The sequence below is a fragment of the [Clostridium] cellulosi genome, from assembly GCF_036762875.1.
GTDB lineage: Bacteria > Bacillota > Clostridia > Oscillospirales > Ethanoligenentaceae > Ruminiclostridium_D > Ruminiclostridium_D cellulosi.
Genome location: NZ_JBAIZF010000002.1, coordinates 117,610 through 141,408 on the forward strand (window position 1 = coordinate 117,610; position 23,799 = coordinate 141,408).

A 23,799-nucleotide genomic window follows, 5' to 3' on the forward strand; every position below is an offset into this window, starting at 1 on the left:
TACACCTCTTTATATTGCAATTGCGGTGACTCGCACACGTCTAATTAAGCCCTATCTACGATTGAGCAGAAAACTAAAAGCAAATCTGCAGGCCAGCAACAAAAGAATCTCCTAGCCCAATCGTGAATTTGGGCTTGTCTATATACTTAGATGGGACGAGGACAGCCTTTTCGGCATACTTGCTTCTTTTAAGCATCGATTGAAACTCTTTTCCTTTTTCGCTTAAGGGGAGTTTGAGAATCTCCGCAATCTTTTCTCTCGTCCCATACGAGCCGCCAGAAGCTTTAACGGTAGCCAGCAGGTTGCCGTAAATCAGTCCGGTTTCAATGTCGCATCCCTTGATTTTATCACCTGCATAGATCGAATAATCTTTGGTATGGACAATAACACCTTTTTTTATGTGGAATTTTTTTTGAATTGTTGCCATTCCTTCAACGCAAGAGAGAATATCGTTCAGATCAATTGGTATACCATATAAAGCTAAGGTGCTCTTGAGTTCTTCTTCGTTGAGGCTGACAATATCAACGGACGGGTATATTGCTTCCATGCAAAATTGTTTGATCTCATTGCTATGATAATGTGCATCTTCAAAAAATACAATACCTTTTGGGTTATTAATCCTATATTTTTCTAAATGCTTCTTGATGATTTCGATGTGTTTTTCAAGCTCCTCTTTTCTTTTCAGGCAGTTGAAACTCGAAAGCACATTACTCCCAAATTCTTCAGCATGGTCCTCAATATAGGAGAAATACGGCGCCGAAAACGGAACAATTTCGTTTACCGTAACCTTTGTGAGAATGAGGCGGTTGGAGACGGGAATCGGAACTTCACAGTCGGCAAAGCGGACCACATCTCCCTTGCGGAACTGGATGATATAGTGAACTTCCTGCTCATGTTTCTGTTTGATTACGTCCGTGTGAACTAGTTGACCGTCATCCGATACAGTATAAATCAGGGGAGAATTCAGAATTTCACAGACTTCCTTTGAGTCGTCGGTTATATGAATGACAGACGGCATGCCTACCGCTGCAAGGGCCATTGCTGCCTGTGCAGCGGTGCCTCCGATGGCGGGCCGCAAATCAAAAATCCCATTCATTAAGCTTGGGTCGTTCAGGTCTACTTCGCCGCCGATTCCATTCACGCAGAAATAGGCGATAGTGCAAAGTAACTCTCCTGTCGTTTTAATGAGAGCGGCAGGTTTGAGCTCTGATAATTTTAGTTTCGGTAACAGCTTCGCGATTAGGCCGTTGAGCTTCTCTACTTGGAAATCGCATATCAGATCAAAGTTAGTGGTATATCCCATGGCCGGGTAGCGTTTCTGTTCCACATGACGTCGGATTGCCATGTCGAGCCCTTCAAAAGCTGCAATATATTTTTCCTCTGTTTTCATGGCACTCACTCCACAATCGTTTATTTTGCAAGATCTATCAAAGCAAAAGCCCTGATTTTTTCCAATACCACATCCATTGCAGCTTGTTCAGAAGGCCCCCAAAGGTTCTGGCAGGAATATTTGAACCCCGGCGTATGTATCGTTTTTACATAAGTTTCCCCCATTGCAACTTGAATGTCCGTGCAGATGTTTACCTTGCGGATGCCATGGCGGATTGCGTCTTGTACCTGTGCGAGGGGAGTGCCGCTTCCGCCGTGCAGAACGATAGGAAGATTCACCATTTCACGGATTCGGTCGAGGCGTTCAATGTTGAGATGGGGCTGAAAGGTATACTGGCCATGCTGTGTACCGATTGAAACTGCCAGAGCATCAACTCCGGTAGCGCGGACAAATTTCAGCGCTTCAGAGGGGTCTGTTTGAGCTGCTTCCGGTGAATCAATTTCATCTTCTTCACCGGCCAGCCGACCGATTTCACCTTCTACTGTCACACCTGCAGCATGGGCACGCAGTACCACTCTTTTCGTCACTGCTATATTATCTTCAAGGGGAAGTCCGGAACCGTCAATCATGACAGAGGTAAAACCGGCATTGATTGCGCTGTTGCAGTCTTCAAAACTCGTTGCATGGTCAAGATGCAGAGCAACAGGGACCGTGGAATTCCTCGACGCACGGTAAGCAGTTTCCATTGCACCTTCAAAGCCGCCCATACGGTTGATTTCTAACATACCGCATTGAAGAATTACTGGGATATCGGCTTTTTCCGCTGCATGTATGATTGCACGCGCAACCTCATAAGACCAGAACTCAAAAGCGCCGATTGCTATTTTCTTTTCTTCGGCGATTGCAAGGATTTGTTTCATTGGCACTAAATTTGTCAGTATCATATTCATTCTCCTTACGCGCATCCGGAGCTCCGGCTTGCGTTATGATTTTGTTTATGCTATAATCCAAAATAATCTTAAATATGCCGCAGACAGTGTATCACCGTAAGGGCGAAACATGGTTTGCAGCCATAAATTATTGAGAGGATTATTACAATGAGAGGTTCGTCGCAGAGACATCAAAAAATACTGGAATTACTTGAGACCAGAGGAGAAATTTCAACTACAGAATTAATGAAACTCTTGAACATTTCACGGGAGACAGTCAGACGTGACTTGAACTTGCTCTCAAATCGGGGCCTGCTAATCAAGACACATGGCGGGGCCATTTCGATGGAACACAAGGCAGCCTTTGGCTTCTTTACTCCGCTCAACAACCGCAGGACTGCATTTCAGCACGAAAAGCAGGCGCTTTGCCGGTATGCTGCTTCCCTCGTGGAGGACTATGACACCATTTTCCTTGATAACAGCACAACCGTCGAACATCTCATTGACTATATACCGAAATATTACAAGCTGACTTTCATCACCAATTCGATTCCTCTTCTGACAAGATTTTCAATCCTGCACAACCAAAACTGGAAGGTATTTTCTCTGGGCGGATTTCTCAGTTATGAGACATGCTCGGTCGGACGTTTTCTCGCGACGAACAGCCTGCAACTTTTTGAGCCCACCAAAGCGTTTGTCTCTTGCCACGGAGTAGGAACGGATTTCTGGGTTACTGATACCGAAATGGAAGATGTGGAGATTAAGCAATACATCGTCAAAACATGTAAGGAAACTGTCCTGTTGGCGGATTCCTCGAAGATAACGCGCCCCGGCGTTATCCGTATTGCCGATGCATCGGATTTTCACACCATCGTAACCAATAAAAATGTTGATTCCGAGTTTCTGTGCAGCATGGTTAATCACGACTGCAATGTGAAGCTAGTCTGAAGTGATGAAAGCAACTTTGGTATCTGACTCCGAGTAATGGGATCGGTTGTTTATTCATTACTGAATACAATACTTCGGCACCGCATTGTAAAATACGGTGCCGATTTTTATTTTAAATGCTGTAGAGGGTAGCCTTTCCAACAGCGTGGAAGATCTCAAGTTTCTGATTGACGACTTCCTTCATGGCAGCGATGCAAGGCGGCTCGATGACGTTCGGCTCTCTCAGGCTTTCGTCTTTGAGCACTTCACGCATCTTATTGAAATAAGCAGCTTTGATGTCGCTTGAAATGTTAATCTTGTTGATTCCAGAGACAACGGCATGGCTGATTTCTTCATCCGGGTTGTTGGAACCGCCATGGAGGACGAGCGGAATGGCAACCTTTTCCTTGATAACCTTGAGCAAGTCAATCCTGAGCTTCGGTTTCATGCCCTTTGGATACAGGCCGTGAGAGGTGCCGATTGCTATGGCAAGGGTATCGACGCCGGTTTCTTTCACGAATTTTACCGCCAGGTCCGGATCGGTGTAAATAATCTGATTTGCGCCGGCCTCTGCATGGGAATCCGTTGTTCCGATCGTGCCTAATTCACCTTCGACGGAAACGTCAACGGCATGGGCGATTTCGACAACCTTTTTGCAAATGGCAACATTTTGTTCAAAGGGCAGAGAGGAGCCGTCAATCATAACGGAAGTAAAGCCGTTTTGAATCGCGAGCACAACCTGTTCGAATGTTGCACCATGATCGAGATGAATGCAGACCGGGACAGTTGCTTTATGAGCCTTTTCCACAATTGACTTGACCACTTCAACGCCGATAAATTTCAGTTCATCGGGATGAATCGCGATAATAACCGGCGCTTTCATCTCTTCGCAAGCATCAAGCACACCGTTAAGCATGGAATAATCGCTGATATTGAATGCTGGCACAGCAAAATTATGCTCGTTGGCTACCGCCAGGATGCTTTTCATATTCATTAACATTTGAAATACCCCCAAAAAATTTAGTCGAATTAATTCTTAACGGATCCTGCTGTCATGCCTGCGATGAAATAACGCTGGAAGAACAGGAAAAGAATCAGTACAGGTAATGAGCCGAGAACACTCATTGCCATCATCTGGCTCCACTCATAGGAATGCTGCCCCATCAGCAAGCTGATTCCAATAGGTACGGTTCGCTTATCGTTTGTTTTTGTAAGGGTTAGGGCAAAAAGATATTCATTCCATGCCTGCATGAATGTATATATTCCAACCGAGACAATACCAGGCACTGCGGTTGGCACAAGAATCTTCCAAAGGGCTCTGGACCGTGTCCCGCCATCAATCATAACAGCCTCATCAAGCTCTCTCGGTATCGTGTTGAAATAGCCTGTCATCATGAGTATAGCGTAGGGCAGTGTTAGCAACAAATATGTCAATATCAGTGCCAAGTAGGTGTTGTAAATATTGAAGCTAACGATTAGGCTTAGGTAAGGGATTAGCAGCGTAATAGGTGGAATGGCTTGAACGCTGATAATGACTGTGTTTATAATTTTTTTGCCTTTGAAATCAAATCGGCTGAAGCTATATCCTGTCAAGATGCCTAAAATAAGCGTAAGAGCAACAACAACTAAGGATATGAAGTAACTATTTAGGAAAAATCTAATCTTCTCAGGGTTATTGAGAATTTGCCGGTATGCGTCCACGGTGAAAACTTTAGGAATCAAACTCGGTGGCCATGCGAAAATTTCGGGGTTCGGCTTGAAAGAACATACAACCATCCATAGAATCGGAAAACCCGCGAATAGTGCGCCTAGCATCAGCAGAATTATAATGATAACCTTGACATATAATTTTTTCTTTGTGATCAAATTCAATCACTCGCTTTCTGATGCCTGACATAAAAGACAGCAATAATTGTGCAGATAATCAGTACGATGACGGAGCTGGCTGATGACATTGAATACTGGAAACGGCTGAAAGCTTGCTTATAAATATAAGTACTCAACGTGTTAGTCGCATTAACCGGCCCACCTGCCGTTGTCATCCAGATTAGAGCGAACTGCTGAATCGTCCAGACAAAGTCCAGCATAATTAGGCTGACTAAGATGGGCTTGAGCTGGGGAATCGTAATCAGGAAGAAGGCCTGCGGTGCATTTGCACCGTCAAGCGAAACAGCCTCATATAGGTCGTTTGAAATACCTTGCAGACCGGCAAGAATACTGATCATGTAGAAAGGGTAGCCTGCCCAAATATTGATTAGCGTAACGGCAGGAAGTGCAAGGTCTATGGAGCTGAGCCATTCAATCTGGCCAATGCCGCTCCCTGCGAAAAGCTGCAGTATATAATTGACAATGCCGTGCGGGTTAAGCATCAGCTTCCAAAGTATGGCGATAACTGAGGCAGTAAACATCCATGGAAGAACGTATATTACACGGAAGATTGCTTTTGTTCGTGCTTTAAGATAGGAAGTATTCAGGAGCATCGCAAAAAGCAAACCAAGAATCAGGTGTGCTACCACACTTACGCACACAAAGTAAAGTGTGTTTTTAATTGCGTTTGTGAACTCACTATCAGTTAATATCGCAACGTAATTGGAAAATCCAACGAATTTCGGAGAATCTTCTATGATAACATTATTAAAAAAGGAATAACAAATAACTAACCCGATCGGTACGATTAGTAAGAGAATGATAAGGATAACTGTTGGTAATATGTATAAATAGGGCTCGCTTTTTTTTTGCAGCACTCGCCATCTTTTACTCCCATCGCGTGGGGAAAATATATTTACTTCTGCCATCTGAATCGCTCTCTTTCTCAAAAAGGGCAGCGCGACAAGTTTACAGCGCCGCCCTTTTTGTTGCAATCGTAAAACTAACGGTTAGCTAAAGGCTTTGTTCCATTCGTTCTGGATATTAGAAAGCATTTCTTCTGCGGTTTTGATTTTGCCGTTCAAATAAAGCTGGAACTGCTTGCTGTAGGATCTCATAAGCTCTTCTGAAGTCGGAATTCCAGTGAACTCGTTGATGCCATAGCCTTCTTTGTATATTGAATAGGCGGTTCTGAACAGTTCATCTGCTTGTGAATAGTCGGGGTTTGCTTTTGTGCTGCCGGGGAAAGCATTCGCGTAAACAGCAAGTTTTGCATTTACTTCTGGGCTCATAAGATATTCAATGAATTTCATGGCTTCTTTCTGGTACTTAGAGTTGGATGCAATACCGATGCCCCAGTTTGCAACGTCCATGCCGCTCTGGCCTGTGTAATCATCCATCTTGGGTACGCCCATAACTGTGAAGTTCAGGTTCGGGTTTTCTTTCTTAATTGTAACCAAGTGGGCAAGGGAGTCAGTCATAAAAGCAACACGTCCATTGATGAAATTCTCCGTCATATCCGCTTCGGTCATGGAAGTTGCACCGGAAGCGACAACACCAGCATCGAACAGGGATTTAACAAACTCAACCATTTTGACCATTTTTTCATTGCCAGTCAGGTTTGGCTTTCCGTCTTTCAACATGTTGCCGCCTGAAGCCCACAGCCAACTCATCAGGCAGTTCTGGATACCACTCGGGGAATTGTCGGAAAGTTCAATAATCCATCCGGAAACTTGCGGATTCTTCTTCTTTACGGCAATGCAGGCGTTTTTGAACTCTGTCCATGTTTTCGGAAGTTCATTGATGCCGGCGGATTTCAGAAGGTCAAGGTTTACATACATGGGGTATGCAAAATTGACAACCGGAATCATGTAGGTGTTTCCTTCAACTTTAATCTGCGTTGCAAGCTGGCTGTCGTCGTAATTGTCCTGCTTCATCAGCTCTGTCAAGTTTGCAATTGACCCCTGCTTTGCAAAATCGTAAACCCAAGAGCCATCGAGACCGACAACATCAGCCATCGTTTTTGCAGCGGCACCTGCGGCAATCTGTGTCTTGGTGTCAGCATACGGGTTGCTCAAAAGCTTAATATTAATTCCCGTTTGCTTTGTAAAATCTTCGCAAATGCCTTTCAGTGCACCATCTGGGAGTTCTTCTTCCCACCACTGCTGGAACTCAAGTGTCACATTACTGATTGATGATGATGAGGTACTTGATGATTCAGTCGCTGATGAATTTCTACCACTGGAACATGCGGAAAAACTAAGTGTCATTAACGTAGCTATTGCTACAGCCAAGCCTTTTTTAGCATTAGAGCTAAATTTCATACTTTTTCCCTCCCATATATAACACACAAATAACATATATAAATATTAAATTAAAATGCCTCTGACTCTTCTGCTCTCTATGTTTTTGCTTTTCTTCCTTTTCCTCCTTTTTTATAATTTAAGCAGAAGATTCAGACATATGGGTACAACTTTAGGGTAAAAAAGTAATGCCGTTACATCTTCCTGTAAAAAAATTTCACGACTCAATATAAATATATATCAATAATATTCAATTTTCCGACATTAATTTTTGTGCCTTATGCCTATATTATAAATTATCGATTCACAATGTCAAGAATAATGTGCAATTTAACCAATTTACTTAACAAAAGCAGACTTGTTCAAATTTTCTTTATGCAGCTTCTACCTTTATTATAAATTAAAATTTCGTGATGTCAAGAGAAAATGTGTAATTTACTCAAAAATATATGTTTTTGTGTTTTTTTATGCCCGCTTAATGAGCATTTACGCAAATTAACTCAACAAAAGCAGACTTACTGTTTCCTTAGGAAATATCATGGAAGGTATTAAAAAATTCCGGACGGTTCTTAAAAGCCGTCCGGAATTTTCTATTATATATGGCACGACTACACGCTTTGCGTGTTGAACAATCTAGCGATATCTTGATATAGAAGAAAACAATCCCTTTTGCTAAAAAAGTAGCGGGTAACGCCTACCGAGCAAAAGGGTCATGACGGTCTTATTGAATACTAAGCTTCCGAAAATTGCAGGGACATTGCTCATTGAAAATCACTCCTTGCACAGAAATTCAAAAAAATAAAAGAAAAAGGCGCTGCAGGTTTCCCTACAGCGCCTTTGCTGTGATGTAACTATTATAAGATAACCGCAAATGAATGTCAATACCAATTTGCATGATTTAATAATAATTTATGCAATAACAAGTTTAAATGTTCGCTATATGCCGTAAAATTTCTTAAAAGTGCAAGATACCATTAAATTATATGCAAAAATTTATTCAAAAAGTATTGACAGAGCACTTAAAAAAATATACTATAAAGAAACACAAACTAACTTTCAAAAGTTAAATCAGATTTCTATAGATAAAAAACAGGGTAATAGAAAAATAAAGAAAATAAGACATACATTACCATATTATGCAGGGAGGATAATTGAATTATGCAAAATGAGGGCGAATTTCGTATCCCTTCGGGTTGTGCGATATCCGGTGTTTTTTCGCGTAGCGGAAAAAAGTTTAACGGGGAATCCATTATCAAATCAATTTCGACCATGCATGACAGAAGCAATGGCCTTGGGGGCGGTTTTGCGGCTTACGGCATTTACCCCCGCAACAAGGATCTCTATGCGTTTCATGTATTTTATGACAGCGTCCGTGCCAAGGAAGAATGTGAAGAGGTCATTAAAGCAAATTTCGACGTTAACATAGCGGAAAAAATTCCAACTAGAAGGATACCAGAAATTACAGATGAACCAATGATATGGCGCTATTTTGGCTTGCCCTTTGAAAAGCTTCTAAAAGACGCACGACTGGACGAAAAAGAATTTGTCGCACGGTTTGTCACAAAGGTGAATACGGAGATTAAAGGCGCGTATGTTTTTTCCAGCGGCAAAAATATGGGTGTGTTCAAGGCTGTTGGTTTTCCAGAAGATGTTGGCCGATATTATTGCCTGGAAAATTACGAAGGTTACTGCTGGACGGCGCACGGCCGCTATCCAACCAATACGCCCGGCTGGTGGGGCGGGGCGCATCCGTTTTCCCTGCTGGATTATTCCATTGTACATAACGGGGAAATATCCTCTTATGACGCGAATCGCCGATTCATTGAAATGTTCGGCTACAAATGCGTGCTGCTGACCGACACGGAAGTCATAACCTATATCATAGATTTTCTCAACCGCAAGCAGCGCTTAAGCCTTGAGGAGGTGGCACAGGTCATTGCTGCACCGTTCTGGAGCGAAATTGACCGTATGCCACCGGAACAGCAGAAAAAACTGACCTACCTGCGTAATGTGTTCTCCAGCCTGTTGGTTACCGGGCCGTTTTCCATTCTGCTCGGGTTTACCGGTGGGCTGATGGCGCTGAACGACCGCTTGAAGCTGCGCTCCATGGTTGCCGGGGAAAAGGGCGATATGTTCTATGTAGCCAGTGAAGAATGTGCAATTCGGGCGGTTGAACCGAACATCGAGCGATTCTGGGCCCCGCAGGGCGGGGAACCAATTGTTGTTACTTTGAACGAGGGGGTGAATGTTTAATGGTCATCGATTACTTATCGCCTGATTACGAAGTGGTTCGCAATCAGCAGCGGTGTATTGCCTGCCGTGTATGCGAACGCCAGTGCGCAAACGAAGTGCATTCCTATGACCCGGACCTAAAGGTCATGAAGAGTGACGACAGCAAATGCGTAAACTGCCATCGCTGCGTGGCACTATGCCCGACCCACGCGCTGAAAATTGTAAAGAACAATGATACCTTTAAAATTAACGCAAACTGGACGAATGAGGCTATCAGCGAAATTTTCCGTCAGGCGGGAACGGGCGGCGTGCTCCTTTCCTCCATGGGAAATCCTCAGCCCTATCCAATTTACTGGGATAAAATCCTTATCAATGCTTCGCAGGTGACCAACCCCTCCATAGACCCGCTGCGCGAACCAATGGAAACCCGCACGTTCTTGGGCAAACGCCCCGATAAGCTGGAGCGCAATGCGGACGGCAGCCTCAAGACCGACAACCCGTACCCTAATCTGGAACTTTCCGTTCCTATTATGTTTTCGGCCATGAGCTATGGCTCCATCAGCTACAACGCGCATGAAAGTCTTGCCCGTGCGGCACAGGAGCTGGGTATATATTACAACACAGGTGAGGGCGGCCTGCATGAGGATTTTTACAAGTACGGCTCTCATACCATCGTTCAGGTTGCATCTGGGCGTTTCGGCGTACATAAGGACTATCTGGAAGCCGGTGCGGCAATTGAAATTAAGATCGGCCAGGGTGCAAAACCGGGTATCGGCGGCCACCTGCCCGGAGAGAAGATTGTTGGTGATATTTCCCGTACCAGAATGATTCCTGAGGGCTCTGATGCAATTTCGCCTGCGCCGCATCACGATATTTATTCAATTGAAGACCTCCGCCAGCTTGTTTATTCCCTTAAAGAAGCTACCGCTTATAAAAAGCCAATCATTGTAAAGATTGCGGCTGTGCACAATGTAGCGGCCATTGCCAGTGGTATTGCCCGCAGCGGCGCTGATATCATTGCCATCGACGGCTACCGCGGGGGTACCGGCGCAGCTCCGACCCGTATTCGCGACAACGTCGGTATCCCCATTGAGCTTGCACTCGCGGCAGTAGACGAACGCCTCCGTCAAGAGCATATCCGCAACAACGTTTCCATTGTGGTTGGCGGCACAATACGCAATTCGGCTGATATTGTCAAAGCTATTGCTCTTGGAGCTGACGCGGTTTACATCGGTACCTCGGCGCTGCTGGCGCTCGGCTGCCACCTGTGCCGCACCTGCCAGAGCGGAAAATGCAACTGGGGTATTGCGACCCAACGCCCAGACCTTGTCAAACGGCTGAACCCAGAAATCGGATACAGACGCCTGGTCAACCTAGTTTCGGCATGGAAGCATGAAATAATGGAAATGATGGGCGGTATGGGAATCGACTCGATTGAAGCGCTTAGGGGCAACCGCCTGATGTTGCGAGGAATCGGATTGACTGAAAAAGAACTTCAGATTTTGGGCATCAAGCATGCGGGGGAATAATTGATGAAACGTGTTTATGTGAATGAAAAATGGTGCCTTGGGTGCCATCTTTGCGAATACAACTGTGCTTTTGCAAATTCTGGCTGCGACGATATGGTCAAAGCATTAAAAGATGTGCCTATTTATCCCCGGATTCAGGTTGAGGAAGGCGACAATATCAACTTTGCCGTGAATTGCCGCCACTGCGAGGAACCTCTCTGTGTGAAAAGCTGCATTACCGGCGCGCTCAGCGTGCAGGACGGTGTAATTTTCGTCGATCAGGAAAAATGTGTGGGCTGTTACACCTGCATTCTCGTCTGCCCGTACGGCGCAATCATGCCGGGGCCGACCGGCAACGTGGTGCAGAAATGCGAGCTGTGCATAAACAATTCCTTTGGTGAGCCGGCCTGCGTGAAGGGCTGCCCGAACCGCGCAATTGTATTTGAGGAGAGGTGAACAAAATGAACTATGTGATTATCGGCAATTCCGCCGCGGCGGTTGGCTGCGTTGAGGGAATCCGCTCCGTCGACAAAACGGGGAATATTACGGTAATTTCCAACGAGCCGTACCATGTTTATTCCCGTCCACTGATTTCCTATTTACTTTACGGCAAAACGGACGAACAGAAAATGAAATATCGTCCGGATGACTTTTACAAGAAGAATATGGTGACCCCCCTTCTCGGGGTTACCGCTGAAAAGGTATATTACGAGGCAAAAAAGGTGCTGCTGAATAACGGCAGCAGCATTCCTTTTGATAAATTGCTTTTCGCAACGGGTTCCTCCCCATTTGTGCCACCGATTGAAGGACTGGACACCGTTTCGAAAAAGTTCACCTTTATGAAGCTGGACGACGCAAGGGCGCTAGAAGAGGCCATCGGCCCGCAAAGTCATGTATTAATCGTGGGTGCGGGATTAATCGGTTTGAAATGCGCCGAGGGCATCCGCGGGAAAGCCGGAGCAATTACGGTGGTCGATCTTGCGCCCCGCATCCTGTCCAGTATTCTCGACGAAGAAGGCGCCTATATGGTGCAGAGGCATATTGAAAAGCAGGGGATCACTTTTCATTTGGGAACCAGCGTTGTAAGGTTTACCGCAAATAAAGCAGAACTGGCAAATGGCAAGACCTTGGATTTTGACGTTCTTGTACTTGCGGTAGGGGTTCGCCCGAACACTGCCCTTGCGGCGGAAATTGGGTGCAAAGTGAACCGTGGTATTGTTTCTGACAAGCATTGCAGAACCAATCTGGATGGTGTTTACGCGGCGGGGGACTGCAGCGAAAGTTATGACATAACGGATGGCCAGTACCGTGTGCTGGCACTCTGGCCGAACGCCTATATGCAGGGCGAAACCGCCGGTATCAACATGGCGGGCGGTGAAAAGCTTTACGACAAGGCGATTCCAATGAACGCCATCGGATTTTTCGGCCTGCACGTTATTACTGCCGGCAGCTATGAGGGCAAGACCTATGTCACCCGTACCGAAAACACTTATAAAAAATTGATTACCAAAGGCAATCTGCTGAAGGGCTTTATTTTAATCGGAGAAATTGCCAGAGCGGGGATTTACACCTCTCTGATTCGCGAAAAAACGCCGCTTGATACAGTGGATTTTGACCTAATTCGGGAGCGCCCGCAGTTAATGGCGTTCGCTGCCTCGGAACGGGCTTTGATGCTGGGAGGTGTCAAAAAATGAGGATCAACGCAGACGGGAAACATTTTAAAATCCTGAATGATGAGATACGTGCCGCTGTTGAGCAGGAGATTGTCATCGACAATTGCGAAGGGCAGCGCTACATTGGCGCGGGCATGAGCGGAAAAAACATAACCATCAACGGCGTGCCGGGCAACGACCTCGGTTGTTACCTGGACGGCGGCTCCATCACTGTGAAAGGTAACGCGCAGGACGCAACTGGTGACACTATGAACGACGGCGAAATTGTCATCCACGGTTCGAGCGGGGATGCAACCGGGTATGCCATGCGCGGCGGGAAGATTTTTGTAAAGGGTAACGCTGGGTATCGTGCCGGAATTCATATGAAGGCGTACAAAGAGCAGCAGCCACTGCTTGTTATCGGTGGCGAAGCGGGCAGCTTTCTTGGCGAATACCAAGCGGGCGGTACGATTATTGTACTGGGGCTGAATTCAAACAAGAAAGTCCCGGTGGGCAGTATGTGCGGAACAGGAATGCACGGCGGAAGAATGTACCTGCGGACAGAAACACTTCCGGAAGACTTGCCGAAGCAGGTGGAGGCAAAACCGGCCACAGAAGAAGATATGGCTGCGATTGACGGCTATTTGGATGAATTCTGCGGCCATTTTTCCGTGAGCAAGGAGGAGGTCCTTTCCAAGCCGTTTTTCGTCTTGACACCTAACTCAAAAAATCCGTATAAATCTTTATATACCTTTTATTGATTACAAAAATCAGAAGAGCAGCCAACAGGCTGCTCTTTTTATAAACCTTAACTATGCTATGGCAAACGTACTTAGTCTAAACCGAATACTTGTATTTATTTTGATATATGATATCATGAGTATTGGTATATACCTGCCAACGGAGCGCGGTTTTTGCAGATTAAGAATGTGGTATGTTGCGGCGAATCTAAAATTAGCGGAGGGTATTGCAATGACACAGGATGAACGGCGTATATGGCTTATAAAATACCTTTTGCGGGAGCAGACACCGTACCACGGGACACAGATACCGGAGGATGCGGAAGGGCAAAGAATCCTTCTTCGCTCGTTAATGAATGTTCGACCACCCCGGCCGGTATCAGACGAATTTCTTAAATTGCAGGATGAATACTTGTCAGAACGTAATGCAGAGCGTGGAATCATAGATGTGACAACGCTCCAACCGACAAAAGCGGATAACCGCCTTTTCATTTGGCAGGGTGATATCACTACTTTGAAATGCGATGCTATAGTAAATGCCTGTAACAGCCAGATGCTCGGATGTTTCCAACCGATGCACCTTTGTATCGACAACTGTATTCATACTTATGCCGGGGTGGAGCTTCGCCTGAAGATGAATGAGATCATGCAGGCGCAGGGGCATGAGGAACCACCCGGACAGGCAAAGATAACGCCGGGATATAATCTTCCCGCAAAATATGTACTGCATACTGTGGTTTCTTAAATTATATAAGAATTTAATAAAAAGGCACTTGAACCTCACGTTACGTTATGTTATATAATGCGTGCATGGAGGTAATGATTATGAAGAAGAATTTAGTGAAATTATTAACAAAAGATAAGGAAATAAGACTTTTTATTGTTGATGCAACGAATATTCTGGAGCGTAGCAATTTAAGAGATATGAAAACAGATTTTGCAAGACAGCTTTATACGAACATATTTATAGATTGTTGTCTATTACGTGGCTTTTTAACCGAAATCGATCAGCGTATAAATGTAAGTATTCGGTTTAAACCAGCTGGGTATACGGCTTACTGTGATGTAGATGGAAGAGGCAATGTTAATTGTATTTTTTCTTCCCGACTAGCTTCTTTTAATGGTGATTTTGCCGATTTAGTCGGAGAAGGGACATCTCTCTCTATTACAAGAGGGAGTTGGACAGGAGGAATGTTTACTGGAACGGTAGAATTAAAGTCTGCTTCAATAGATTCGTGCTTTTCATATTTCTATTTTAAAAGTGAGCAGACAAAAACAATTTTTCGAACATGGATTGAAAACGGAATTGCAAGAGGTTGTTTGATACAACCACTGCCTTTTTACAATATTGATAATTTAAAATTTGTAATGGATGGTATCGACAGTGCAAAGAAATATATAGTTACAGAGCAATGGGCAGAACTGCCCTTGAAGGTTTTCCCATATGCAACAGTAGTAGATGAATATATCGTGCAAAGTGAATGCAATTGTTCAAAAGAGATGTTTTTTGGTATCCTAATGTCTGTTGAAACCGATGAGCTAAAAAAATCAATTAAAGTTGGAAAAAATGAAGAACTGGAATGTGGTATATGTGGTAAGAGGTATATATTTAGAACAAATGATTTAGAAATGATTGTAAAAATGAAGGAAAGTGAACAAAATGGATAGATTTCTTAAGATTGGGGAATTAGCAAGTATGACAGGTATAACTGTCAGAACTCTACATTATTATGATGAAGTCGGTTTATTAAAACCATCTAAGATTACTGAAACAGGGCATAGATTATATGACATACAGAGTGTTACAACATTATATCAAATAATTTCTTTGAAAGACATGGGATTTAACCTTGATGAGATAAAGGATCTGATTCATGATAGATATATAGATATTCGAAAATTCGTTGAGATCCAAATTTCAAAAGTTCAAGAGGAAATTGCCCAGAAGCAGTTACTTTTCAGTAAGCTACTAAAACTAAAACAGGAGCTTAAAGATAATAAGAATATCTCATTAGATGATTTTAAAGCAATCGTCCCATTTATTAATTCCTCAGCAGACAAATACATTACTAAAGAACAGTTAGATAAAATAAAAAATAACTTAGAAAGAGATAAAGCAGAATCAGAAGGAGCAACAGAATGGCTGGAATTCATTTCAAAACTTAATTATTGTTACAAGAACAAATTGCCTAATACAGATTTAAATGCAATTGAATGCATTAATTACTGGAAAGATTTTATGAACAAGTCAATAGGTGAAGATGAGAAACTTAAGAATTCCATATTCTCATTTCATGCTTCTTTGGATAATTCCCAGCTTAGATATGGACTTACTGATGATCTATACAAATATCTAATGGAGTTAATGAAATAAGTAAAGCTTAGTGGATATGTTCACATCTACAGATAGTGCTTAAGGTGCCGTCGATATGTTTCCAACTACCGACAAGTTAAAAGAGGTGAATTTGCAGCTCTATGTACATTTATATTTGTATATAGATCATTAAATATTGGAATGGCTAGTTTCATAGCATTTTCATATCTTATTCTTATATTATTACAAGGAAGTATTTATTAGTTTTATAGATATATATTGATAATAAAAAAAGAAAGCTTTGGTCCTAAGGCTATAAAATTCCTTAGATTTCTAAGAAAGTTAAATATGATTTTATTAGTGGCGCTAAGTATGATAATACCTATCATTAAAAGCAGCAATAAAGATTTGATTATTGCTATTGGGTTATTTTTATTCGGAATAATTGAATATATAAACTACTATTGGTATAGATTAAGCTACGGAAAATCAGGATTTAATATAAAAACACTATTAAATACAGGATTAAAAAAATCAAGTATAAATAAGATGATTTACAAATAATGCCCAAAGGTTGGTTATAGATTATATAATGGGTACTTTATATGTTGATAATCAGCTATATAGAAACATCATGGAACAGTAGGAGAATTTCCTTGAAGATTTAAATTTATGCTAAAATGCGGTGGATATGTTTCCGATAACAGATGGTTTTTGAAGAAATTGTCGAAAGTTCGTAGATATGTTTCCGCAAACAGATAGTTTTCAAAATAGTTCAAGACATCAATCTGAACCGCTCGAGCCATGTTGTCGCTTGTGATTACGTAGGAATTGTTTCTGCTAAAAAGGAAGCAAATAAAATGGAGAAGGCAGGCTTTACTACTACCAAAAGTGAGTTTGTAAACGCGCCCATAATCAATGAACTTCCGCTGGCTTTGGAATGTAAACTGTTGAGCATGGAAGAGGAATTTGGAGAATATCGTGTTGTTGGTGAGATTGTAAACGTAAGTGCAGATGAAAGCATTCTGGGAGAAGATGGACTTATTGATCCTTCAAAACTGGAAGCCATCACTTATGACACAGTACATCACACATATATTAAGTTAGGGGAGACAGTGGGCCATGCCTTCAAGGATGGTGAACAATTAAAATAATCTAAATATCTGCCGTTTATGGGTGTTAATTTATTCTGCTGATTTATTAATGTCCGCCCAAATAAAAGGGCGGACATTTTTTGTATACAAAAACTTAAAAAGTTTAATAAAAAAGAGCCTCAGCTTCAGACAAAGTATCAAGGAGGCAAATCAGCATGTTTACGGGCCGCAAATTCACATTATTAAAACGATAGTAATGATAACTCGACGAAATAACCAAAAAATTCATTGACTTCACAAGAAATGTTATATATAATATATAAACGGATGGAAAATATTTCCGTTATCAATATGCAGCCAGCTTCTCTTGGCCTTAATGTATCAAGTGCCGAAAAACTCAAGTTTAGAAGAGTTTGAAGAATGTTGAACCGGCGTCTTCGTATCGAGTACAGAAAAGTTAATTTTGTTGAATTGGGGTGATGTTTATGTCGCGGTTATACTTATGAATACCCGCAGAAGCGAGAACGTATTCTAAACTTGAGTTTGACAGTCCCAAAGGTGGACATACATTGCGCAGAAAGTTAGGTCGTGAGGAGGAATATGTATGAAAAAGAGTTTTTTGTGTATGGTTTTAACGTTACTATTAGTTAGCGTTACCTTCATTATTCCTATGACTGCCGGAGCTACTAACAACGATCTTGAGGTACAGATGTACAACAGCAACACAGCAGCTACAATAAACGGTATAATGCCACATATCAAACTTATCAATAAGGGCAGTTCAGCGATTGACCTTTCTAAAGTAACTCTGCGTTATTATTACACAAAAGACGGTACGCAACCCCAGAACTTCTGGTGTGATTGGTCAACGGTTGGCAGCAACAATGTCACTGGCACATTCGGCACTCTTTCAACTCCGGTCGCCGAGGCTGACACATATCTTACAATAGGCTTCACAAGCGGTGCGGGAAAACTTGAAGCTGGCGCTTACATAGAGATTCAGGTTCGCTTCTCAAATAATGACTGGAGCAATTATACACAGACTAATGACTATTCGTTCAATCCAACAGCCACGTCATATATCGATTGGACAAAAGTAACAGCATATCTGAACGGAACACTTGTGTGGGGTACTGAACCATCAGGTTCAAGCTCATCAAGCTCATCAAGTTCATCAAGTAGCAGCCCTATTGATGATACAATCACTGTATCAGACCCCGTGGCAAAAAAGGTGGGGTATTCCAACCCACTTATTGATTACAAATATGGTGCTGACCCATATGCCCTTGTTTACAATGGCAAAGTGTATCTTTATATGTCGAGTGACGCTTATGAGTATGACAGCAATGGCAACATTATCGATAATGACTACTCAAACATAAAAACCATATCAGTAATCTCTTCATCTGATATGGTCAATTGGACGGATGAAGGTGAGATTCCAGTTGCAGGCCCAAACGGTGCGGCAAAATGGGCAAGCAACTCATGGGCTCCGACTGTAGCCTGCAAGAAGATTAACGGCGTCGATAAGTTTTTCTTATATTTTGCAAATAATGCTTCAAGCATTGGCGTGTTAACAGCAAGTTCGCCAACCGGGCCTTGGACAGACCCTCTTGGGAGGCCATTAATTACAAGAAGCACTGCTGGGTGCAGTGATGTCACCTGGTTGTTTGACCCGGCAGTATTAGTTGATGACGATGGAACAGGGTATCTCTATTTTGGTGGCGGAATACCAGGATCGTCACAGGCTGATTATGCTAATCCCAGAACAGCAAGGGTAATTAAACTGGGATCTGATATGATCAGCGTCACTGGCAGCGCAGTGACAATTGATGCTCCATTTATGTTTGAGGATTCTGGTATCCACAAATATAATGGAAAATACTATTATTCCTATTGCACAAATTTTGGAGGAGATCATTCAAATGGAGCGCCTGCAATGGGCGTAATCGCTTATATGGAAAGTAGTAATCCAATGACCGGTTTCAGATATGTTGGGACAGTCCTTCAGAATCCGTACAACTACTTTGGAGTTGGCGGAAATAATCATCATGCTATTTTCAACTTCAATAATCAATGGTATATTGCTTATCACGCGCAGACACTTGGCAAGGCTCTTGGCATTACCAAAGGGTATCGCTCGCCTCATATTAACAAAGTTGAATACGACAGCAGCGGCAATATGAAATTAGTTAGCGCGGATATGAAAGGAGTATCCCAGATTTCGAATATTAATCCATATAATGGGGTGGAAGCTGAAACGATTGCGTGGCAGTATGGTATTACAACAAAATCATGTTCCGCCCCGGGTTGCTCTGGTGATGCGTCCAATCAACAGGTTACAAATATTCATAATGGAGACTGGATTGCTGTATCTAATGTAGATTTTGGCGACGGCGCGTCGACATTTGCGGCAAATATTGCCTCATCAGTCGGCGGAAGAATTGTCTTGCGCATCGACAGTTCCAAGGGTCAAATCATTGGCGCGCTTGACTTAGGTTCAACCGGAAGTGAAAATACATGGAAACTTTTATCCTGCAACATCAGCAAAGTAACAGGTGTTCATAATCTATATATGATTTTTGAAGGCAATGGCGGGGCAAACCTATTTAACATGGACTATTGGAAGTTTGTTAAGTAAGGTAGCCTGCATGCTTAACCTTGTACCCGGATTTTAGTGTTATTAACGCCGGTTCAACGTCAACTTCTACCTTAACCGCGCAGTTATTTATCCGGAATATGTAGAAATTGAGATAAATAACGTGCAATCAAACTAATAGGAACCAGACTGCGATTTTTAAAGTTGTAGCATGAATTCCTCCGATAACATGAATAAAGACCATAAAAAGCAGAGTGTCCGCCCAAATAAATGGGCGGACACTTTTATTTTGGTGAGACGAACTAAGGGAAATACGTACATATTATGTAGTCAAAAGGTTTTACATATTTAAATATGGCACCGATTACAAAAGTTGTATTTTGATAATGTAGTTTTTTATACAGACAAGACTCCGGAAAAGTAATATAATATAATCAACGGAGAATATGTCTGGTACGACTAAGGCGCGGAAAGTCAAAAGCACCTGAAAGTGCTGTAGATTTGAAATTTACATAGTTTAGCGTTTAGGCTGCACTCTATCTTTGGCTATCAGAACTCGGTGGAGAATTACTACCCCATTTTACTGGGATGCCGCTTTCTGATTTTATAGTATTGCTCAATGGCAAACAGGGTTATTACTGTCTTGCCGCTTGATTTTTATCTTGACAACCAAGCCATTATGAGTTTTAATCATACCATATCGAAACCATGTCGAACAACAGAAAATTGTTGTGCGAGAGATGTTGCTGATATGAAAAAAGTGTTGAACCGCCTCAAAAACGCATACATGAACTTTCGAATCTCAACGAAGTTGTCAATTTTATATCTTTTCGTGTTCTTACTCTCAATGTTTCTTTCATGGGTTGTTTATTACAATCTAAACTACCGTTTTTCCATTCAGAAAAGCGGCGAACTTTCTATGCAAACTTTGTACTCTCTGAAATCAAACATAACTAACCTTCTGGAAAACGTCGATTATAACTCACGAGTTATCCTATCGAACAATGATGTTCAGACAATTCTGAGCAACGGGCAAAATGAAGATACTTTTGTGGCAGAAAATAGAATGAGAACCAGCTTGACCCTACTGATTAATACAATGCCATCGATTGAATCCATCTATGTTTTTGATAACTACGGGCACTGTTATGGAGCCGGCAGAGGAATGAACTATACCCTTAAAATTTCAAGGATTACGGAAGCACCGTGGTACAACGAGGTTGTGGATCTTAACGGTGCCAGCCTGTTTCGTCTGCATGCCAACAATATTTTCTCTGCCGAAAACAAAGAAAGCAGCGTTTCAATGGTCCGGCTAATCAACGGCACCGTTTCACAGCGCCCGATCGGAATTCTTCTCATGAATATTTCCAATTCGGCATTGGAAGAAAGTTACCATGAAATTGTTAAGAAATATGGAAGCACCGTGATCCTTTTGGATGAATCAAACAAATACATAATCAGCAACGAAAAAATTTCCACGGAGAATGTAGCGGCTATTTTGCAAAATAGTGAAAAAAATCACGATGACCCACTCATTCTGAAATCCGGTGGTAAACGGTTTATCTACTCTTCAATCACACTCGATTACCCAAAATGGAAAATAATCATGGGAATCCCAATGGAAGAAATCGATAAAGAGCTTGCCCTTTACCAGCGTATCACGTTCATCATTATTTTTCTCAATATCATACTTCTGTTGGGATGTATCATGATCTTCTCACGCCTAATCACCATCCCGATACACAAACTGCTCGAGTCGATGCGAGGCGTACAGAAAGGCAACTTCGTTACCGTGCACATGAACACCGGCGCAGATGAAATCGGGCAGTTAAAAGACGGCTACAACTTGATGATTACCAAGATTCAAGAACTTCTGAATAAGATCATCAACGACCAAAGAGCCAAACGGAAACTTGAACTGAACATTCTACAGGCACAAATCAAGCCTCATTTTCTTTATAACACTCTTGACGCAATGGCGTATCTCTCCCTCGCAGGAAAAAACGCGGAGCTATATGACGCCCTCGAAGCTTTGGGAGAATTTTACCGAAAAAGCCTGAGCAAAGGCGGTGAAATCATCTCTATCAAGGACGAGATTGACATTACCCGAGATTACCTATTATTGCAACGGCTTCGCTACGGCGATATATTCACAGCGAAATTCGACATTGATGAAAGCGTTCTGAAGTATAAGACGCTGAAACTGATTTTGCAGCCGTTAGTTGAAAATTCTATCTACCACGGTATTCGGCCGAAAGGTGAACCGGGAGAAATTTGGGTTCGTGTTAAAGGCGACGGCGACCAAATCATTTTCTCAGTAGAGGATAACGGAATTGGTATGCCCGACGATGTCATCAAAGCCTTTCAAAACCGCGACATTAAGGAAAGCGGTTTCGGACTGTGGGAAACGCTTGAACGTATCCGAATTTATTATGAAAACGATAGCTCTTACACAATAAAAAGCTCGAAAAACAAAGGTACAATTATTACGATGCCTGTCCTAATGTCCTTATACTACAGCACATTGAACTGGGACGGCATGGGAAGTGGAACGTTTATTGGCTTTCAAAACTATAAGAAGCTGTTCGTCGGAAATGTTGATAATTTTCCGAAATCTGTTATAAACTCATTTCTCTTTTTACTTGCTTCTGTATTCATTCAAATACCGATATCTCTGTTGCTGGCAATCATCTTAGCCAACGGCGTGAAGGGTGAAAACTTCTTCCGCAATGTTTATTTCGTTCCTGTTGTTTTGTCTACCGTGGTAATCGGCCAACTGTGGATGAAAATTTATCATCCGGATTACGGCCTTCTGAACACTTTTCTTCGGAGCATCGGTCTCTCAAGCTGGGCACATGGTTGGCTTGGCGACCAGAAGACCGCATTAGTCGCTACTTTTATTCCGATATTATGGCAATACACTGGATATCATATGCTTTTGCTTTACGCCGCAATTAAATCGATTAACCCTGAGATTTTTGAGGCTGCGAGGATCGATGGCGCAAGCAGAGCAAAAATCGCTCTACGTATTACGATCCCGATGATTCTGCCAATGCTGGAAGTCAGCGTGATTTTCTCAGTTATCGGTTCACTGAAAGTATTTGACCTTGTGTATGTTTTAACTAATGGAGGACCGGCACAGGCAAGCGAGGTTCCAAGTACATTAATGGTCCGCACAATTTTCATGGGATATCAGTACGGCTACGGCAGTGCAATGGCTGTGTTTATCATCGCGGAATGTGCTCTGTTCACATTCGTAGTCCGCAAGATATTCAAAGCATTGCAAAAGGATTAGAGGTGTCGCAGCTATGAAAAATAAAAATATTCCTATCTGCATTGGAAAAATCATACTCTATATCTGTCTGATAATTTGGGCTATTCTATGCTTATTCCCGATTTACTGGCTATTTACATTCTCGCTGAAAAACAACACGGAAATATTCGGCGGTAATATTATCGGCCTGCCCAAAGTTTATCGCTGGGGTAACTATTCGAATGCCCTGCTGAACGGAAATGTGGGTATCTACCTTTTTAACAGTTTCGTCGTTACAGCATTGACCATTCTGTTTACAATTCTTGCTTCCACCATGGCAACGTTCGCCATGCAGCGGATGCGTTGGAAGCTGAGCAAGGTTGCCATGTCTATTTTGCTCGTGGGCATGATGATTCCGATTCACGCCGCATTGCTTCCCGTATTCGTTGTCATGCGCAACCTGAAGCTGATCAACACCATTTGGTCTTTGATTATTCCTTACACCGGCTTTGCAATCCCGATGGGAATTTTGATTATTTCCGGCATTTTGGACGGAATTCCAAGGGAACTTGATGAATCCGCATGCATAGACGGTTGCAATACCTACCGTCTCTTCTTCAGCATTATCCTTCCACTGCTCCGTCCAGCTATTGCAACGTGCGCAGTCTTCACGTTCCTGCAGTCGTGGAACGAACTGATGATGGCAGTTACCTTCATCAGCAAAGACAATGCAAAAACACTCACGGTAGGTATTCAGTCCATGGCCGGCCAGTACCTCACGGAATGGGGACCTATTGGTGCAGCTCTGATGATTGCAACAATCCCAACTTTGATTTTGTATTTCATGCTGAGCGGTCAGGTTCAAAAGAGTTTCGTTGTCGGTGCGGTCAAGGGGTAAATAAAACATAAAACAGCCATGAACGGGTGATATGATCCTCCTAAAGTAGACCATGGAAATATCCAAAACTACTTTAGGAGGATTTTTTATGGGTAAATCACCGCATAGTGCCGAATGGAAGTTAAGGATTATAAATGAATATCTATCAGGGCGA

At 42.7% G+C, this 23,799-nt stretch carries 19 protein-coding genes and 1 pseudogene; 14 read left to right on the forward strand and 6 right to left on the reverse strand.

The window, feature by feature from the left end:
* Positions 1–73: 73 nt before the first annotated feature.
* Complete coding sequence (locus tag V6C21_RS00675) at positions 74–1,390, reverse strand: ADP-dependent glucokinase/phosphofructokinase (RefSeq protein ID WP_479268075.1); 1,317 nt, start codon at positions 1,388–1,390, stop codon at positions 74–76.
* Positions 1,391–1,410: 20 nt separating this feature from the next.
* Positions 1,411–2,274, reverse strand: coding sequence for a class II fructose-bisphosphate aldolase (locus V6C21_RS00680; RefSeq protein WP_479268076.1), 864 nt, complete (start codon positions 2,272–2,274; stop codon positions 1,411–1,413).
* A 153-nt stretch (positions 2,275–2,427) separates the two neighbouring features.
* On the opposite strand from V6C21_RS00680, the gene V6C21_RS00685 reads away from it, so the two are divergent.
* Entirely contained in the window at positions 2,428–3,207 is a 780-nt protein-coding gene (locus tag V6C21_RS00685) for a DeoR/GlpR family DNA-binding transcription regulator (protein ID WP_479268077.1), read from the forward strand.
* A gap of 112 nt (positions 3,208–3,319) precedes the next feature.
* Here the strand turns inward: V6C21_RS00685 and V6C21_RS00690 are convergent, their stop codons facing one another.
* The 4 genes from V6C21_RS00690 to V6C21_RS00705 all read right to left on the reverse strand — a co-directional run bounded on the left by V6C21_RS00690 (position 3,320) and on the right by V6C21_RS00705 (position 7,376).
* Positions 3,320–4,186, reverse strand: a complete 867-nt coding sequence (locus tag V6C21_RS00690) for a ketose-bisphosphate aldolase (RefSeq protein ID WP_479268078.1) — start codon at positions 4,184–4,186, stop codon at positions 3,320–3,322.
* A 29-nt stretch (positions 4,187–4,215) separates the two neighbouring features.
* Positions 4,216–5,058 (reverse strand): carbohydrate ABC transporter permease, encoded by an 843-nt coding sequence (locus V6C21_RS00695; protein WP_479268079.1) that lies wholly within the window; start codon positions 5,056–5,058, stop codon positions 4,216–4,218.
* Positions 5,055–5,702: a carbohydrate ABC transporter permease gene (locus V6C21_RS00700; RefSeq protein WP_479268080.1), complete on the reverse strand. Its 648-nt coding sequence runs from the start codon at positions 5,700–5,702 to the stop codon at positions 5,055–5,057. Before V6C21_RS00700 ends, V6C21_RS00695 begins: the two co-directional genes overlap by 4 nt.
* 360 nt (positions 5,703–6,062) lie before the next feature.
* Positions 6,063–7,376, reverse strand: a complete 1,314-nt coding sequence (locus tag V6C21_RS00705; RefSeq protein WP_479268081.1) for an ABC transporter substrate-binding protein — start codon at positions 7,374–7,376, stop codon at positions 6,063–6,065.
* 1,137 nt (positions 7,377–8,513) lie between these two features.
* On the opposite strand from V6C21_RS00705, the gene V6C21_RS00710 reads away from it, so the two are divergent.
* The 13 genes and pseudogenes from V6C21_RS00710 (at position 8,514) to V6C21_RS00770 (ending at position 23,645) form a co-directional block, all read left to right on the forward strand.
* Positions 8,514–9,608, forward strand: a complete 1,095-nt coding sequence (locus V6C21_RS00710; protein WP_034839207.1) for a class II glutamine amidotransferase — start codon at positions 8,514–8,516, stop codon at positions 9,606–9,608.
* Complete coding sequence (locus V6C21_RS00715; RefSeq protein ID WP_479268082.1) at positions 9,608–11,116, forward strand: glutamate synthase-related protein; 1,509 nt, start codon at positions 9,608–9,610, stop codon at positions 11,114–11,116. Before V6C21_RS00710 ends, V6C21_RS00715 begins: the two co-directional genes overlap by 1 nt.
* A gap of 3 nt (positions 11,117–11,119) precedes the next feature.
* The gene (locus V6C21_RS00720) at positions 11,120–11,551 is read left to right on the forward strand and encodes a 4Fe-4S dicluster domain-containing protein (RefSeq protein WP_034839213.1); all 432 of its coding nucleotides are present in this window, start codon (positions 11,120–11,122) and stop codon (positions 11,549–11,551) included.
* Positions 11,552–11,556: 5 nt separating this feature from the next.
* A complete protein-coding gene (locus V6C21_RS00725; RefSeq protein ID WP_479268083.1) occupies positions 11,557–12,789 on the forward strand; it encodes an NAD(P)/FAD-dependent oxidoreductase in 1,233 nt (410 codons plus the stop codon).
* Positions 12,786–13,508, forward strand: a complete 723-nt coding sequence (locus V6C21_RS00730) for a GltB/FmdC/FwdC-like GXGXG domain-containing protein (protein WP_479268084.1) — start codon at positions 12,786–12,788, stop codon at positions 13,506–13,508. The genes V6C21_RS00725 and V6C21_RS00730 overlap by 4 nt, the downstream gene beginning before the upstream one ends.
* Positions 13,509–13,719: 211 nt before the next feature.
* Positions 13,720–14,232 (forward strand): macro domain-containing protein, encoded by a 513-nt coding sequence (locus V6C21_RS00735; RefSeq protein ID WP_479268085.1) that lies wholly within the window; start codon positions 13,720–13,722, stop codon positions 14,230–14,232.
* Positions 14,233–14,312: 80 nt separating this feature from the next.
* The gene (locus V6C21_RS00740; RefSeq protein ID WP_479268086.1) at positions 14,313–15,155 is read left to right on the forward strand and encodes an Hsp33 family molecular chaperone HslO; all 843 of its coding nucleotides are present in this window, start codon (positions 14,313–14,315) and stop codon (positions 15,153–15,155) included.
* The gene (locus V6C21_RS00745; protein WP_034839221.1) at positions 15,148–15,861 is read left to right on the forward strand and encodes a MerR family transcriptional regulator; all 714 of its coding nucleotides are present in this window, start codon (positions 15,148–15,150) and stop codon (positions 15,859–15,861) included. The genes V6C21_RS00740 and V6C21_RS00745 overlap by 8 nt, the downstream gene beginning before the upstream one ends.
* A gap of 728 nt (positions 15,862–16,589) precedes the next feature.
* Complete coding sequence (locus V6C21_RS00750) at positions 16,590–16,955, forward strand: flavin reductase (RefSeq protein WP_479268089.1); 366 nt, start codon at positions 16,590–16,592, stop codon at positions 16,953–16,955.
* Positions 16,956–17,499: 544 nt separating this feature from the next.
* Positions 17,500–19,536, forward strand: a complete 2,037-nt coding sequence (locus V6C21_RS00755; RefSeq protein ID WP_479268087.1) for a carbohydrate-binding protein — start codon at positions 17,500–17,502, stop codon at positions 19,534–19,536.
* Between the two features lie 805 nt (positions 19,537–20,341).
* A pseudogene (locus V6C21_RS00760) lies at positions 20,342–21,628 on the forward strand (sensor histidine kinase); the annotation flags it as partial.
* On the forward strand, positions 21,617–22,789 hold the full coding sequence (locus V6C21_RS00765; RefSeq protein WP_479268090.1) for an ABC transporter permease subunit: 1,173 nt from the start codon (positions 21,617–21,619) through the stop codon (positions 22,787–22,789). The pseudogene V6C21_RS00760 and the gene V6C21_RS00765, both read left to right, overlap by 12 nt.
* Before the next feature lie 13 nt (positions 22,790–22,802).
* Positions 22,803–23,645, forward strand: a complete 843-nt coding sequence (locus V6C21_RS00770; RefSeq protein ID WP_034839237.1) for a carbohydrate ABC transporter permease — start codon at positions 22,803–22,805, stop codon at positions 23,643–23,645.
* Positions 23,646–23,799: the final 154 nt, after the last annotated feature.